This is a genomic window from Agrococcus jejuensis (assembly GCF_900099705.1).
Taxonomy (GTDB): Bacteria; Actinomycetota; Actinomycetes; order Actinomycetales; family Microbacteriaceae; genus Agrococcus; species Agrococcus jejuensis.
The window spans coordinates 686,839-702,157 of sequence record NZ_LT629695.1 but is presented as its reverse complement, the minus strand read 5'-3'; the positions used below and the strand labels follow the sequence as shown (position 1 = coordinate 702,157).

14 protein-coding genes and 2 pseudogenes are annotated in these 15,319 nt (G+C 73.0%); 6 read left to right on the top strand and 10 right to left on the bottom strand.

Translation table 11 applies throughout. The features are described 5' to 3' along the window. Positions 1 to 2: 2 nt before the first annotated feature. The 7 genes from BLQ67_RS03310 to BLQ67_RS03280 form a co-directional block, all read right to left on the bottom strand. The gene (locus tag BLQ67_RS03310; RefSeq protein ID WP_092502418.1) at positions 3 to 1,322 is read right to left on the bottom strand and encodes an LLM class flavin-dependent oxidoreductase; all 1,320 of its coding nucleotides are present in this window, start codon (positions 1,320 to 1,322) and stop codon (positions 3 to 5) included. Then, positions 1,319 to 2,617: an O-acetylhomoserine aminocarboxypropyltransferase/cysteine synthase family protein gene (locus BLQ67_RS03305; RefSeq protein ID WP_092502416.1), complete on the bottom strand. Its 1,299-nt coding sequence runs from the start codon at positions 2,615 to 2,617 to the stop codon at positions 1,319 to 1,321. The genes BLQ67_RS03310 and BLQ67_RS03305 overlap by 4 nt, the downstream gene beginning before the upstream one ends. Positions 2,618 to 2,657: 40 nt before the next feature. Beyond that, positions 2,658 to 3,149, bottom strand: a complete 492-nt coding sequence (locus BLQ67_RS03300; RefSeq protein ID WP_157674645.1) for a tetratricopeptide repeat protein — start codon at positions 3,147 to 3,149, stop codon at positions 2,658 to 2,660. Between the two features lie 4 nt (positions 3,150 to 3,153). Beyond that, positions 3,154 to 5,211 (bottom strand): prolyl oligopeptidase family serine peptidase, encoded by a 2,058-nt coding sequence (locus BLQ67_RS03295; RefSeq protein WP_172802241.1) that lies wholly within the window; start codon positions 5,209 to 5,211, stop codon positions 3,154 to 3,156. A gap of 106 nt (positions 5,212 to 5,317) precedes the next feature. Further along, complete coding sequence (locus BLQ67_RS03290; RefSeq protein ID WP_092502410.1) at positions 5,318 to 6,721, bottom strand: class II fumarate hydratase; 1,404 nt, start codon at positions 6,719 to 6,721, stop codon at positions 5,318 to 5,320. Between the two features lie 58 nt (positions 6,722 to 6,779). Beyond that, a complete protein-coding gene (locus BLQ67_RS03285) occupies positions 6,780 to 7,412 on the bottom strand; it encodes a DUF4245 family protein (RefSeq protein WP_157674644.1) in 633 nt (210 codons plus the stop codon). Further along, positions 7,409 to 7,645, bottom strand: a complete 237-nt coding sequence (locus BLQ67_RS03280) for an exodeoxyribonuclease VII small subunit (protein WP_407922482.1) — start codon at positions 7,643 to 7,645, stop codon at positions 7,409 to 7,411. Before BLQ67_RS03280 ends, BLQ67_RS03285 begins: the two co-directional genes overlap by 4 nt. Positions 7,646 to 7,765: 120 nt before the next feature. On the opposite strand from BLQ67_RS03280, the pseudogene argE reads away from it, so the two are divergent. Both argE and BLQ67_RS03270 read left to right on the top strand, forming a co-directional pair. Then, positions 7,766 to 8,910, top strand: a pseudogene (gene argE, locus BLQ67_RS03275) (acetylornithine deacetylase). Positions 8,911 to 8,950: 40 nt separating this feature from the next. Beyond that, complete coding sequence (locus BLQ67_RS03270; RefSeq protein ID WP_092502406.1) at positions 8,951 to 10,237, top strand: MFS transporter; 1,287 nt, start codon at positions 8,951 to 8,953, stop codon at positions 10,235 to 10,237. Here the strand turns inward: BLQ67_RS03270 and xseA are convergent. Next, positions 10,168 to 11,474, bottom strand: a pseudogene (gene xseA, locus BLQ67_RS03265) (exodeoxyribonuclease VII large subunit). The gene BLQ67_RS03270 and the pseudogene xseA overlap by 70 nt on opposite strands. Before the next feature lie 54 nt (positions 11,475 to 11,528). On the opposite strand from xseA, the gene BLQ67_RS03260 reads away from it, so the two are divergent. From BLQ67_RS03260 to BLQ67_RS16290, 4 genes are all read left to right on the top strand, one after another. Then, the gene (locus BLQ67_RS03260) at positions 11,529 to 12,527 is read left to right on the top strand and encodes a 4-hydroxy-3-methylbut-2-enyl diphosphate reductase (RefSeq protein ID WP_407922489.1); all 999 of its coding nucleotides are present in this window, start codon (positions 11,529 to 11,531) and stop codon (positions 12,525 to 12,527) included. Between the two features lie 118 nt (positions 12,528 to 12,645). Continuing rightward, positions 12,646 to 12,981, top strand: coding sequence for a hypothetical protein (locus BLQ67_RS16300; protein WP_157674643.1), 336 nt, complete (start codon positions 12,646 to 12,648; stop codon positions 12,979 to 12,981). Positions 12,982 to 13,069: 88 nt separating this feature from the next. Continuing rightward, a complete protein-coding gene (locus BLQ67_RS16295; protein ID WP_157674642.1) occupies positions 13,070 to 13,246 on the top strand; it encodes a hypothetical protein in 177 nt (58 codons plus the stop codon). A 55-nt stretch (positions 13,247 to 13,301) separates the two neighbouring features. Further along, on the top strand, positions 13,302 to 13,835 hold the full coding sequence (locus tag BLQ67_RS16290) for a hypothetical protein (protein WP_157674641.1): 534 nt from the start codon (positions 13,302 to 13,304) through the stop codon (positions 13,833 to 13,835). Positions 13,836 to 13,890: 55 nt separating this feature from the next. Here BLQ67_RS16290 and BLQ67_RS03245 read toward each other — a convergent pair whose 3' ends face one another. Both BLQ67_RS03245 and fbaA read right to left on the bottom strand, forming a co-directional pair. Further along, positions 13,891 to 14,109, bottom strand: coding sequence for a hypothetical protein (locus tag BLQ67_RS03245; RefSeq protein WP_157674640.1), 219 nt, complete (start codon positions 14,107 to 14,109; stop codon positions 13,891 to 13,893). A 133-nt stretch (positions 14,110 to 14,242) separates the two neighbouring features. Then, the gene (gene fbaA, locus BLQ67_RS03240; RefSeq protein ID WP_092502398.1) at positions 14,243 to 15,271 is read right to left on the bottom strand and encodes a class II fructose-bisphosphate aldolase; all 1,029 of its coding nucleotides are present in this window, start codon (positions 15,269 to 15,271) and stop codon (positions 14,243 to 14,245) included. Positions 15,272 to 15,319 lie beyond the last annotated feature (48 nt).

Below are 15,319 nucleotides of genomic sequence, written 5' to 3'. Positions count from 1 at the left end.
GTTCAGGAGCCGAGGAGGTTCGCCCGGAGGCCGCGATCGTCGAGCTCACGCCTGAGGATCCCTCGCCGCCGCAGGATGGGCACGAGCTCGTCGAGCGTGCGGTGCACGGTGACGGGATGCAGGTCGCCCCACAGCAGGAATCCGTCGTTGTCCACCTCCTCGCCGAGCTGCTCGATGCGATCCGCGAGCTCCTCGGCGGTGCCGACGAGGCCCGTGCCGTCGCCCGTGCGGCGCAGGCGCGCGAGGCCGGCGAGCAGCACGCGCAGCGGCGTCGTGGTGGCGTCGTGGTCGCCGACGAGCCTGGCGATGGAGCCGTGCGAGACGTGGTCGCCGAACGTGCCCGGCGGGATGGGCGCGTCGAGGTCGAGCGCCGTCAGGTCGGTCTCGAGGTCGCTCGACTGCTTGCGCGCGAGCTGCACGATCGTCGCGTCGTCGGGGTTCGCCGAGGCGCGCACGAGGCGGTCGGCCTCCTCGGCGCTCGCCACGATCGTCGGCTGGATCGCGAAGAGGATGCGGATGTCGTCGGCCGTGCGCCCGGCGGCGACGGCGGCGTCGTGGATGCGCTGGCGGTACGCCCGCAGCGCGGTCGCCTCGAGCGGGGCGAGCGCGAGCTGCACGTCGGAGTGCGCGCCCGCGAACCCGAGCCCGCGACCCGATCCGCCCGGCGACACGATGAGCGGCTCGCCGTCGGTGAACGGCACGGCGTTGAGCGGTCCGTCGAACGCGAAGTGCTCGCCGCGATGCTGCACGCGCTCGAGGCGCGAGCCGTCGACGTACACGCCGGACTCGACGTCGGCGACGAGCGCATCCTCGGGCCACGAGCGCCACAGCGCGCGCACGCCCGTGAGCCACTCCTCGGCACGGTCGTAGGCGGCGTCGTGGCCCAGGGGAGCGGCGGCGCCGAAGTGGCGAGCGCTGCCGGTGTCGGTGACGACGTTGACGCCGAGGCGGTGGCCGGAGAGGTGCTGCAACGTCGACAGCTGCCGCGCGGCCGTGTACGGCGGGAGTGCCGCCGGGTTGACCGTCGGCGCGATGCCGATGGCGCGCGTCGCCTCGAAGAGGTAGGGCGCGAGCAGCAGCGGGTCGAGCTTGGGCCCGCCGAACGCGTGGCGCACGCGCAGGTCGAGCGTCTCTGGGCTGCCGAGCGACGGCGCATCCTCGATGACGAGCAGCTCGACGCTCGCCTGCTCGAGCTCGCGCACCGACTGCCGGTACAGGTCGGGCGACGTCCACCGGTAGTCCCAGTCGAGGTACGGATGCCCCCAGCCGTGCGGCCCGAAGCCGCGGGCGAGGAACCAGCCGAGGTGCTGCTGCCGGGTCATGCCGACGCCACCGCGAGGCCGCGCTCGAGGTCGCGCACGAGATCGGCGACGTCCTCGATGCCGATCGACACGCGCAGCGTGCCCGCCTCGATGCCCGCGAGCCCCAGCTCGGCCTCGGTGCGCTGCGTGTGGCTCGTCGTGCGCGGATGGAGGATGAGCGAGCGCACGTCGCCGAGGTGCGTCATGGGCGTGAAGAGCGCGAGCGCGTCGACGACTCGACGCGCGGCCACCTCGCCGCCGTGCACCGTGAACGCGAACACCGAGCCCTGCCCGCGCGGCAGGTAGCGGTCGGCGAGCGCACGGTAGGGGCTCGACGGCAGCCCCGAGTAGTCGACGGATGCGACGGCCGGGTGGTCGTGCAGGAACGTCGCGATGGCGAGCGCGTTCGACGACTGCCGCTCGACGCGCAGCGAGAGCGTCTCGATGCCCTGGCCGACGAGGAACGCGTTGAGGGGCGAGATCGTGGGGCCGAGGCGCACGGCGACGCTGTCGCGGATGTGCGCGATGCGCGCGAGCGGCCCGTGCCGGTCGACGCGGCTCGGCCCGCCGACGCGACTCGGCGCCGTGAGGTGCGGGTAGAGGTGGCCCGAGCGCGTCGCGTCGAAGGTGCCGGCATCCACGATCGCGCCACCCAGCACGGCGCCCTGGCCGGCGAGGAACTTGCTCGCCGAGTGCACGACGAGGTCGGCGCCGTGCTCGATGGGCCGCAGCAGGTACGGCGTCGCGAGCGTCGAGTCGACGACGAGCGCGATGCCGCGCTCGTGGGCGACGTCGGCGATGGCCTGCAGGTCGGGCAGGTCGTTGCGCGGGTTCGGGATCGACTCGAGCAGCACCGCCCGCGTCTCGGGGCGGATGGCCGCGCGCCATGCGTCGGGGTCGTTGCCGGCGACGAAGTCGGTCGTCACGCCGAGGCGCGCGAGCTCCTCGAGCAGCAGGCCGCGCGTGCCCTCGTACATGCTCGCGCCCGCGAGCACGTGGTCGCCGGCGCCGACGAGGCCGAGCAGCGCCACGACGATCGCCGCCTGCCCGCTGCCCACGAGCACGGCATCCGCGCCGCCCTCGAGGTCGGCGATGCGGCGCTCGACGGCGGTGATCGTGGGATTCGCGACGCGCGTGTACGAGTAGCCGTCGCCCGTGCGGAAATGCTCGGCGGACTCGTCGAACGCGTCGAACGGGAAGCCGGCCGTCAGGTAGAGGGGCGTCGTGCGGCTGCGCACGGGCTCCTCGACCTCGATCGGCTGCAGCTGACGGGTCGCGAAGCCGAGGTCGGTGGCGGCGGTCGTGCGGCGGAGCATGCGTCATGCTGACACGCGCGAGCCTCCGCGCGGCGCCGTGCTACGCCCCGTGACGCGGCGGCTCGGGCAGGTCCTCGGCGTAGGCGCGCACCGAGCGCCGGTACGAGGGCAGCTCGGGCTCGAGCGCCTCGACCAGCAGGCGCACGGCCTCGCCGCTGCGACCCGCGTCGTGCAGGGCGAGCGCGAGGAAGATCGCGCGGGCGTCGCCGACGGCGTCGTGGTCGGGCGCGTGCGCGAGCACCTCGATCGCCTCGTCGATGCGGCCCAGGTTGCGCAGCGTCGACCCGTGCTGGATGGCGAGGCGCGCGGCGCGCTCGTCGTCGAGCCCCAGCTCGAGGGCGCGCCGGTAGTGGGCGGCGGCGACCTCCTCCATGCCGAGCGCGTCGAACACGCCGCCGAGCTCGAACGGGCCGCGCGCATCCTCGGGTCCGAGCTCGGCGATGAGCACGCGCATCTGCCGGATCATCTCCTGCGGGCGTCCGTCGTCGAGCGCAGCCCAGAACGCGTCGATGCGCTCCTGCCAGTCGGTCATGGCGTCACGCGACCGCGTCGACCGCGAGCCCCGCGTGGTGCGCGGCGAACGCGAGCTGGTCGGCGAACTCGAGCGCCGCCGCATCCTTGGGCTTGCCCATGCCGTGGCCGGCGCGCGTGTCGATCGACAGCAGGATCGGCGCCTCGGAGCCGCTCGTCGCCTGCGCGCGCTGCAGCTCGGCGGCGAACTTGAACGAGTGCGCGGGCACGACGCGGTCGTCGTGGTCGCCCGTCGTGACGAGCGTCGGCGGGTAGGCGACGCCGTCGCGGATGGCGTGCAGTGGCGAGTACGCCGCGAGCGCCGGGAACTCGGCGGCGTCGTCGGGGTCGCCGTAGTCGCTCGTCCACGCCCAGCCGATCGTGAAGCGGTGGAAGCGCAGCATGTCGAGCACGCCGACGCCCGGCAGCACCGCTGCCCACAGCTCGGGCCGCTGCGTGAGCGCGGCGCCCGCGAGCAGGCCGCCGTTCGAGCGGCCGTGCAGCGCGAGCTGCGCCGGCGTCGTCACGCCCGTCGCGATGAGCTGCTCGGCGATGGCGTAGAGGTCGTCGAACACCTGCTGCTTGCGGGCCTTCGTGCCCTGCTTGTGCCAGTCGGAGCCGAACTCGCCACCGCCGCGCAGGTTCGGCACCACGAGCACGCCGCCCGCATCCACCCAGGCGGCGAGCACGGCGCGGAAGCCGGGGTTCATGGGGATGTTGAAGCCGCCGTACGCCCAGATGAGCGTCGGGCGCGGGGCCGAGCCGTCGTCGCCCGCCGGGCGCACGACGAACGCGGGCACCTCGGCGCCGTCGGTGCTCGTGGCCCGGATGCGCGACGTCGTGGCCGCGGGAGCCGCGGGACCCGGGGTCGGCAGGGTGCGGTGCGAGACGAGCCTCGGGCCGTCGGTCTCGACGACGTGGCGCGTGCCGCGGTCGACGAACGACGACGTCGTGACGAAGACCGTCGCCGACGTCGCGCGAGCGCTGAGGCCGGTGAGGCTCACGCCGTCGCCGATCGGCACGGCGTCGCCGAGCGTGCCGTCGGTCGCGGCCAGCTGCAGGCGGTGCGACGCGTCGTGCGAGTACTCGAGCACGAGGCCGCCCTCGGTGAGGGAGGCGCCGAGCAGCACGTCGGTCTCGTGCTCGGGGACGACCTCGCGCATCCGATGGCTGCCGTGCATGCCGGGGTCGAGGTCGAAGGCGACGAGGCGATACCGCGCCGCGTCCGCGTCGGTCACGACGAAGAGCGTGTTCCCACGGATGCCGATGGCATTCCACTCGTGCTCGTGGCCCTCGACGAGCTGGCGCAGGTCGTACGCGCCGTGCGCGGCGACGGCGAGGTCGTTGCCGCTCGACGAGCCCGTGTCGGTGGAGAGCACGAACCAGCGGTCGTCGCGTGGCCAGTGGCGTGCGAACATCCGCGGCTCCTCCGGACGCTCCCAGATCGTCTCGTCGGCCTCGGCCGCCTGGCCGACGACGTGCACCATCAGCCGGCCGGGGCCCATCTCGTCGGTGAGGCCGTTGCCGCCGGGGGCGTCGTAGCGCCAGTACGTGAACGAGCGGCCATCAGGCATCCACACCGGCGAGTTCCACTTCGTCCAGGGGATCTCATCCGCGAGGTCGATGCCGGTGACGACGTCGCGCACCTTGAGCGTGCGCCAGTCCGAGCCGCCGTCGGCGGTTCCGTACGCGAGCAGCTGGCCGTCGGGGCTCACGGATGCGGCTGTGACCGACACGGTGCCGTCGGCGGAGAGTGCGTTGGCGTCGAGCAGCACGCGGCCGTCCTCGAGGTCGTCGACCGCATCGGCGACCACCAGCACGTCCTGGTTCTGGCCGTCGTTGCGCCACGCGAAGATGCGGCCGCCGCGCTCGAACGGGCAGCCGCGCGTCGGCGCGCCGAGCAGCGCCGTCACGCGCTCGCGGAACGCGTCGCGAGCGGGGAGCGCAGCGAGCACGGGCTCGGCGAACGCGTTCTGCGCGGCGACGAACGCGGCGGTCTCGTCGGAGTCCGCATCCTCGAGCCACCGGTACGGGTCGGCGATGCGCACCCCGTGCAGCTCGTCGACCGTCTCGGAACGCCTCACGGCAGGGTACGCACGCATGTACCCCACCCTGCCAGAAACAGAAATGAGGTTTTCGGCCGCTCTTGATGTCAAAAGCGGCCGAAAACCTCAAATGTGTGGAGGGGTGCTACTTCGCGACGCCCGGGTGCGTCATCGACAGCAGGTCGAGCGCCTTGTCGAGGTCGGCCTCGGTGAGCTCGCCGCGCTCGACGTAGCCGAGGTCGACGACGGCCTCGCGCACCGTGATGCCGGCCTTCACGGAGTGCTTCGCGATCTTCGCGGCGGCCTCGTAGCCGATGAGGCGGTTGAGCGGCGTCACGATCGACGGGCTCATGCCCGCGAGCGCCGCGGCGCGCTCGACGTTGGCCTCGAGGCCGTCGATCGTCTTGTCGGCGAGCACGCGCGACGCGTTCGACAGCAGGCGGATCGACTCGAGCAGCGCCGTGCCCATGACGGGGATCTGCACGTTGAGCTCGAACGAGCCCGACGCGCCCGACCACGCGACGGTCGCGTCGTTGCCGATGACGCGCGAGCACACCATGAGCACGGCCTCGGGCACGACGGGGTTGACCTTGCCGGGCATGATCGACGAGCCGGGCTGCAGGTCGGGGATCGCGAGCTCGCCGAGCCCCGTGTTCGGGCCCGAGCCCATCCAACGCAGGTCGTTGCAGATCTTCGTGAGCGACACCGCGATCGTGCGCAGCGCGCCCGACGCCTCGACGAGGCCGTCGCGGTTCGCCTGCGCCTCGAAGTGGTCGCGCGCCTCGGTGATGGGCAGGCCCGACGATGCGGCGAGCTCGGCGATGACCTGCTCGGGGAAGCCGAGCGGCGTGTTGATGCCGGTGCCGACGGCCGTGCCGCCCTGCGGCACCTCGGCGACGCGGGGGAGCGCTGCCTGGATGCGCTCGATGCCGTAGCGCACCTGCGCGGCGTAGCCGCCGAACTCCTGGCCGAGCGTGACGGGCGTCGCGTCCATGAGGTGAGTGCGGCCGGGCTTGACGGCGTCCTGCCACAGCTCCGCCTTCGCCTGCAGCGACGCGGCGAGGTGCTCGAGCGCGGGGATGGCCTGCTCGATGAGCGCGCCGGTGACGGCGACGTGCACCGACGTGGGGAAGACGTCGTTCGACGACTGCGACGCGTTGACGTGGTCGTTGGGATGCACGGCCGAGCCGCGGTGCGTCGACGCGAGCGTCGCGAGCACCTCGTTCATGTTCATGTTCGACGAGGTGCCCGAGCCGGTCTGGTACGTGTCGACGGGGAACTGGTCGTGGTGCGCACCGCCCACGATCTCGTCGGCGGCGGCCACGATGGCGTCGGCGACGTCGGCGTCGAGGATGCCCAGGCTCTTGTTGGCGATGGCGGCGGCGCGCTTGATGCGCGCGAGCGCGACGATCTGCGCGGGCTCGAGGCCGGAGCCCGAGATGGGGAAGTTCTCGACGGCGCGCTGCGTCTGCGCTGCGTACAGCGCGTCGACGGGCACGCGCACCTCGCCCATCGTGTCGTGCTCGATCCGGTACTCGGTCATGCTCATCGGCCTCTCTGCTCGGTGGTCGTGGGTGCCGCGCCGCAGCGCGGTGGATTCGGGTGCGTCAGGATGCGGGCAGCTCGGCGGTGACGGCCTCGACGAGCGTCTGCAGCTCGTCGTCGGCAGCCGTGCCGGCGACGACGTACGTCGAGCCGCCCGCCTGCGTCCACGCGACCCAGGCGAGGTTGCCGGGGTCGTCCATGTCGCGCTGGTCGGCGACGGTCCACTCGACGCCGTCGACGTCGAGGCTGCCGGTGGGGATGGCCTCGCGCGTCGTGGCGGCGAGCCAGGTGCCGTCGGCGTCGATGCCCTGCGTCAGCGACGCGAACGCCTCGTCGCCGGTGATCCAGCCGACGTACCACTGCTCGATGCCGGCGGCGCCGCTGCGCAGCTCGGCCGCGTTGGCGGCCCACGTCTCGGGCACGTCGGGGTCGGCCACGGGCACGTCGAGCGAGGCGGAGGCGTCGGATGCGGCGGCGCTCACGTCGATCGGCTCGGGCGCGGCGGGGCCGGGGCGCATGACGACGAGCACCATGACGATGACGATGCCGGCGCACGCGAGCATCGCGGCGACGAGGTTCACGAGCGTCTTCGAGCCGCGGTACCGCGCGCTCGAGGCGGCCTTGCGGTCGGCGGTCTCCTGCGCCGTCTCGGGGCGGCCGAGCTCGGCGACGATCGCGGGCGGCTTGCGGCTCACGATGCGTCGGCCTCCGTGCCGCGGGCGGCGTCGAGGCGGGCGCGCGCGCCCTGCAGCCACTGCTCGCAGCGCTCGGCGAGGGCGTTGCCGCGCTCCCACAGGGCGAGCGACTGCTCGAGGGTCGTGTCGCCCGACTCGAGGGCCTGCACGACGCGCACGAGCTCGTCGCGCGCGGCCTCGTAGCCGAGCTCGTCGGCGGGCGTCTGCCCGATGGGCGCAGCGGTCTCGCTCACGGGTGACGATCCTACCGTCGCGCCACCGACGACGGGGCGAGCCATCGACGGTGGAAGGATCGAAGGATCCCCACCCCGTGATCGAGAGGAAGAGCCGTGCCTGCACCCGCCGACGTCACCATGGAGGAGATCCGCACCCTCGTCGCCTTCGACACGACGAGCCGCGGCTCGAACCTCGAGCTCGTCGCGCACGTGGAGCGGCGGCTCGACGCCCTCGGCATCGCCTCGCGCCGCATCCCGAACCCCGAGGGCACCAAGGCCAACCTGCTCGCGACCATCCCGGCGGGCGATGGCTCGACGGGCGGCGGCATCGTGCTGTCGGCGCACACCGACGTCGTGCCGGTCGACGGGCAGGAGTGGTCGAGCGAGCCCTTCGCGCCCGAGGTGCGCGACGGGCGCCTGTACGCGCGGGGAGCGCGGACATGAAGTCGTTCCTCGGCGTCGTGCTCGTGAAGGCAGCGGACATGGTCGCGCAGCCGCTCGCCGAGCCGATCCACCTCGCGCTGTCGTACGACGAGGAGATCGGATGCGTGGGTGCCATCGACCTCGTCGACGAGCTCGCGCGCGGCGGCGAGCTGCCGCGCGGCTGCGTCGTCGGGGAGCCGACGAGCATGCGCGTCGTGCGCGGGCACAAGTCGATGAACGTCTTCCGCATCGACGTGCGCGGCGTCGCCGCGCACTCGTCGCTCACGCCGCAGGGCGAGAACGCCGTCGCGGCCGCCGCCGAGCTCGTGCGCTTCGTGCAGGCCGTCGGCGACGAGATGCGCGAGCAGGGTCCGTTCGACGACGGCTACGTCGTGCCATACACGTCGGTGAGCGTCAACCGCATCGACGGCGGCATCGCCATCAACACGATCCCGGCCGAGTGCACGATCCACTTCGAGTTCCGCGCCCTCACGACCGTCGACCACGAGCTGCTCGTCGAGCGGTTCCGCGCCGAGTGCGCCCGCGTCGAGGCCGACATGCGCTCGCGCTTCCCCGAGGCGTCGGTCGTGCTCGCCACCACCGCGGCCGCGCCCGGCGTCGACACGCCCGCCGACGCCGAGATCGTGGCGCTCGCCGACGCGTGGGGCGCGATCCCGAGCGACGAGAAGGTCACGTACGGCACCGAGGCCGGGCTGTTCGCGAACGCGGGCATCCCGACGGTCGTGTGCGGTCCCGGCGACATCGCGCAGGCGCACGCGCCCGACGAGTTCATCGAGCTCGAGCAGATCGCCGCGTGCGAGGCCTTCGTCGACGCGCTCGTCGCCGACCTGCGCGCCTGACGTCCCCACCCATCCGCACCTGGAGCACGAAGAGCACCGCATGAGCACCACACCGACCACGTCCGCACCCGAGGCGACGCCCGAGCGCCTCGCCGCCGCACGCAAGGCCGTCATCTCGTCGTCGATCGGCGCCGCCCTCGAGTGGTTCGACATCATCGTCTACGCGTCGTTCGCCGTCGTCATCACCCGCGTCTTCTTCCCCGACGCCGGCGAGTACGGCCTGCTGTACACGTTCGCGACGTTCGCGACGACCTACCTCATCCGTCCGCTCGGCGGATGGATCCTCGGCTCGTACGCGGATCGCAAGGGGCGCAAGAACGCGCTCACCATCACGCTCGGCATCATGATGCTCGGCACGCTGCTCATGGCCGTGGCGCCGACGTACGCGGCGGTCGGCGTGTGGGGCGGCGTCGTGATCCTGCTGTCGCGCCTGCTGCAGGGCTTCTCGGCAGGCGGCGAGTTCGGCACCGCGACGACGTTCCTCATCGAGACGGCACCGCATCGCAAGATGTTCTACGCGTCGTGGCAGATCGCGGCGCAGGGTGCGTCGATGCTGCTGGCCTCGGCGTTCGGCTTCGCCCTCAACACGGCGCTCACGACCGAGCAGCTCGACGCGTGGGGCTGGCGCGTGCCGTTCTTCGTCGGTCTGCTCATCGGTCCCGTCGGCCTGTACATCCGCGCGCGTCTTGCGGAGCCCGACGAGCTCGGCGACCACGAGCGCGCGAAGTCGCCGATGGGCACGCTCCTCACGCAGCACCTGGGACGCATGCTCGCGGGCTCGGCCGTCATCGGCGTCGCGACGATCTCGGTCTACATGATCCTGTTCATGCCGACGTTCGCGGTCTCGAACCTCGGCATCGCTCCGGAGGCCGCGTACCTCGGCGGCGTGGTGGCGGGCGCGATCGCGCTCGTGGGCTCGCCGCTCGTGGGGCGCCTCGCCGACCGCGTGGGGCCGGCGCGCGTCATGACGTGGGCGGCGATCGCGGCGCTCGTGCTCGCGTGGCCGATCTTCCAGGTCATCGTGGGGCTGCGCAGCGTGCCGGCGCTCGTGATCTCGATCGCGCTCCTCGGCCTCATCATGGCGTTCTACTTCGCGCCGCTGCCCGGGCTGCTGTCGTCGATGTTCCCCGCCGAGATCCGCGGCACGGGCCTGTCGATCACGTACAACGTGGGCGTGACGCTGCTCGGCGGCATCGCGCCGCTCGTGCTCACGTGGCTGCTGCAGGTCACGGGCAACCTCAACGCGCCGAGCCTCTACTACATGGCGATCGCGGCGCTGTCGCTCGTGGGGCTCTTCTTCGTGCGCAGGACCTTCCAGCAGCGGTGACGCGTCGCCGGGGCGCGCACCGCTACGTCGCGGGTCGGGCCTCGGTGACCTCGGCGTCGACCGTGCCCGACGCGAGCGTCACGAGCACGGCGTCGCCCGGCGTCGCATCCGCGGCGTCGCGCAGCACGCCGCCGCCCGCCGTCTGCACGACGGCGTAGCCGCGGTCGAGCGTCGCCTGGGGGCTCAGCGCGCGCAGGCGGTCGGCGAGGCGGTGGATGCCGTGCTCGGCGCGCTCGACGGAGCGGCCGGCGAGGTCGTCGGCGCGCACGGCGAGCTGCCGCACCTCCGACAGGTGCGCGTCGAGCAGCGACTCGGGGCGCGCGAGCGAGGGGCGCGAGCGGATGGCCGCGAGGCGCTCGACCTCGTGCGCGACGCGCTGCGTGACGCGCGAGCGCATGCGGGCGCGGGCCTGCGAGACCATGTCGAGCTGCTCGGCGACGTCGGGCACGACGCGCTTCGCCGCATCCGTGGGCGTGGATGCGCGCAGGTCGGCGACGAGGTCGAGCAGCGGCCGGTCGGCCTCGTGGCCGATGGCGGAGACGATGGGCGTCGTCGCGGCGGCGGCGGCGCGCAGCACGCGCTCGTCGCTGAACGCGAGGAGCGCCTGGAAGTCGCCGCCGCCGCGCGCGACGACGATGACGTCGACGTCGGGGTTCGCGTCGAGCTGCTCGATGGCGCGCACGACCTCGCGCGGGGCGGCGTCGCCCTGCACGGCGGCGTACGCGACCTCGAAGCGCACGCCGGGCCAGCGCAGGCGCGCGTTGCGCAGCACGTCCTGCTCGGCATCCGAGTCCTTGCCCGTCACGAGGCCGACGCCGTGGGGGAGGAAGGGCAGGGGGCGCTTGCGCGCGGGGTCGAAGAGCCCCTCGGCGGCGAGGCGCTGCCGCAGCTCCTCGATGCGCGCGAGCAGCTCGCCGAGGCCCACGTGGCGCATGGCGCGCACCTGCATCGACAGCGTGCCGCCCTTGGCCCAGTACTCCGGCTGCACGAGCGCGACGACGCGATCGCCCTGGCTGAACGGCTCGCGCAGCGTCGATGTGAACGCCTTCGCGTCGATCGTGAAGTCGCCGTCGACGTCCTTGACCTTGCCGAACACCATGCCGCGGCGCACGTTCCACTGCGTGAGCTCGCCCTCGACCCACACCGACCCGAGGCGGGCGACGTACGACTGCAGCTCGGTCGCGAGGCGCGCGACGGTCCACGGCTCCTCGGGCGTGCCCGAGACGCGGTCGCCCATGCGGCCTCCGAACGTAGGATTCGAGTCGTGACGATCTCGAACGGCCGGATCCCCCTGGATCCGCCGCGCGCGCCGATCGCCCGCCACAGGCTAGTCGACCCCGGCGACGTCGGGCCGCGCCGCGTGCTGCTCGCGAGCCCCCGCGGCTACTGCGCCGGCGTCGACCGTGCGGTCATCACGGTCGAGCAGGCCCTCGCGCAGCACGGCGCGCCCGTGTACGTGCGCAAGCAGATCGTGCACAACCGCCATGTCGTCGCCGAGCTCGAGCGCGCGGGCGCCGTGTTCGTCGACGAGGTGGATGCGGTGCCCGAGGGCGCGCTCGTCGTGTTCAGCGCGCACGGCGTGAGCCCCGCGGTCGTCGCCGAGGCATCCGACCGCGGCCTGCAGGCCATCGACGCGACGTGCCCGCTCGTCACGAAGGTGCACCGGGAGGCGCAGCGCTTCGCGCGCGACGAGGCGCACATGCTGCTCGTCGGCCACGCTGGCCACGAGGAGGTCGAGGGCACGATGGGCGAGGCGCCCGGCCGCATGACGCTCGTGCAGTCGCCCGCCGACGCCGACGCCGTCGACGTGCCGGAGCACACGAGGCTCGTGTGGCTGAGCCAGACGACGCTGTCCGTCGACGAGACGATGGAGACCGTGCGGCGCCTGCGCGTGCGCTTCCCGTACCTCGAGGACCCGCCGAGCGACGACATCTGCTACGCCACGCAGAACCGACAGGTGGCGATGAAGAAGGTCGCGCCCGAGTGCGACCTCGTCATCGTCGTCGGCAGCGCGAACTCGTCGAACACCGTGCGGCTCGTCGACGTCGCGCTCGAGGCCGGCGCGCGCGCCGCGTACCGCGTGGATGCGTCGCGCGAGATCGAGCAGGCGTGGCTCGAGGGCGTGCGCACCATCGGCGTCTCGAGCGGCGCGAGCGTGCCCGAGGTGCTCGTCGCCGAGGTGCTCGCCGAGCTCGCCGACGCCGGCTGGGGACAGGTCGACGAGGTGCGCACGGCCGAGGAGGACCTCGTCTTCTCGCTGCCGAAGGAGCTGCGGCCCTCGCGGCGCTGACGCCCGCGGACCCTACCTCCTCGACCCCTGCGCGCGACATGCGCTGCGCGAGCGCCGCGACGGGAGCATCCTGGTCTCGACGCCGTCGACCGGCGGCGCCGGACACGTTGGAGGGACCATGAGCGACGAGACCGTGCAGGACGCCGGCGTCGAGAGCACCGACGAGTGGAGCGACGAGGTCGCGACCGGCGAGGACTACGACGAGACCGTCGGCGACTCGGCCGAGGAGCCCGACCCCGTCGGCGTCGACGACACCGACTCGATCACGGTGCAGGACGTGCCCGACGGCTACGAGGACCGCGACGAGGACGAGGCCGACGACGACCCCGCCGACGTGCCCGACGAGCACGGCGGCGACCGCTGGGCGATCGACACCGACGGCAACGGCGTCGACGACACCGTGCTGCCGGAGGGCACCGACTCGATCGTCGACGAGAACGCCGACTGGGAGTAGCGCCACTCCCTGGCTGCGCGCAGGTCCCCCGGCTACGGTCGGGGGACGGCGCGGGCGCCGCCCCGCCGGATTCGACGAGGAGGCCACCATGACCATCCGCGAACGACTCCGCCGCTTCTGGCAGTCCCTCACGGGCTCGGGCGTGCAGACCTACGGCGACGACCCGCTGCCTGGCCAGGCCGACGAGACCAATCCCGGTCTGCAGGGCAGCAGCGACATCCAGGCACGCAACCGGCACAACACGGCGCAGGGATTCATGGGCTGAGCGCCGCGGCGCACGTCCGAGCGCGCTCCCAGGTATGCAGGCGCAGGATTGCGCCATGCGCCGACAGCCCATCCTCCTCCGCATCGCCATCGCCAGCCTCGCGGTCGGTGCGTACGCGCTCGTGCGCAACCTGCTCTCGACCTGGCAGACGATCCAGGACTACCCGAACGCGCAGTTCCTGCCCGTGTTCCTGTCGACGGAGTCGGCGACGGGCGGCACGGACATCATGTTCGTGTTCTACGTGTGGGGCCCGCTCGTCTTCGGCGGCCTCGGCATCGCGCTGCTCGTCGCGCACTTCGTGACGCGCGCCGCGGGCGCCGCGGTCGTGGGCGGCGCAGCCGCCGCGACCGCGCAGGCGTGGGCGCAGCCGCAGCAGCCGCAGCAGGGCGGATGGCAGCCGCAGCAGACCGAGCAGGGTTGGCAGCAGCAGCAGCAGCCGGCCCCGCAGCAGCAGGGCTGGCAGCCCGAGCCGCAGCAGCAGGCGTGGCAGCAGCCCGCGCCGCAGGCGCAGCAGCAGCCGAACCCCATCCAGCCGCTCGGCGGTACGCAGCCGCCCCCGCCCAACGCGGCCGACCGCATCCAGCCCTAGCCGGCGCGACACGACGGCCCCCGGCGCACCGCCGGGGGCCGTCGTCGTGCGCGCGTCAGGCGTCGACGGTCTGCGGCACCGGAGCCGTGCGCGCGCGACCCCGCGCGAGCACGACCGCGACGGCGCCGAGCGTCGCGACGACGAGCGCGATGCCCGCCGCGAGGAATCCGCCGGCGGGTGCGACGACGGGTTGCCCGGCGAGGGCCTGCGGCGTGAGCACCGCCAGCAGGGCGACCATCGCGGCGGCGGCGACCGCGACGAGCTCGAACCGCACGCGCGCATCGCCGAGCACGCGGATGCGGCGGCCTGCGCGCGCTCGTCCTCGAGCGACGCGCGCGGGCGGCGAGCGCCCCAGCATGACGAAGGGCCCGGCGCGATGTGCGCCGGGCCCCTCGATCAGGCGTGGGTCAGCGACCCGACCAGCCGGCCGAGCCGAGCTGCTGCGTCGCCTCGACGACGCGCGCCGCCATGGCCTTCTCGGCGGCCTTGCCCCACGCGCGGGGGTCGTAGACCTTCTTGTTGCCGACCTCGCCGTCGACCTTGAGGAAGCCGGAGTAGTTCGAGAGCACCGAGTCGGCGACCGATCGCGAGTACGCGTACTGCGTGTCGGTGTCGATGTTCATCTTGATGACGCCGTTCGCGACCGCCTCGGCGATCTCGGCGTCGGTCGAGCCCGAGCCGCCGTGGAAGACGAGGTCGAGCGGCTTCTCGCCCGTGCCGTGCTTCGCGGCGATGCCTGCCTGGATCTCGCCGAGCAGCTCGGGGCGCAGCTTCACGTTGCCCGGCTTGTAGACGCCGTGCACGTTGCCGAACGTCAGCGCGGCGATGTACGTGCCCTGCTCGCCGAGGCCGAGCGCGTCGACGGCCTGCTCGACGTCGCCGAGCGTCGTGTAGAGGGCGTCGTTCGAGCCCTCGTGCTGCACGCCGTCCTCCTCGCCGCCGACGACGCCGATCTCGACCTCGAGGATGATGTCGAGCGCCTTGAGCCGGGGGAGCAGCTCCTTGGCGATCTCGAGGTTCTCAGCGAGCGGCACGGCCGAGCCATCCCACATGTGCGACTGGAACAGCGCGGGGCGGCCGGCGGCGACCTCCTCCTCGCTGGCCGCGATCAGCGGCAGCAGGAACGAGTCGAGCGCGTCCTTCGGGCAGTGGTCGGTGTGCAGCGCGACCGTGATGGGGTACGCCTTCGCGACCTCCGTCACGTACTTCGCGAACGCGATGGCGCCACCGGCGCGGTTCTTCACCGACTGGCCAGCGAAGAAGTCCGCGCCGCCCGTCGTCACCTGGATGATGCCGTCCGAGCCGGCCTCCGTGAGGCCCTGCAGGACCGCGTTGATCGTCGACGAGGACGAGACGTTGATGGCGGGGTAGGCGAAGCCGTTCGACTTCGCCTTCTCGAGCATCTCGGCGTACTGGGCGGGCGTTGCGACGGGCATGGGCATCTCCTTCGAGCGGATCGCGTCGCCACCGAGTCTAGGAGCGTG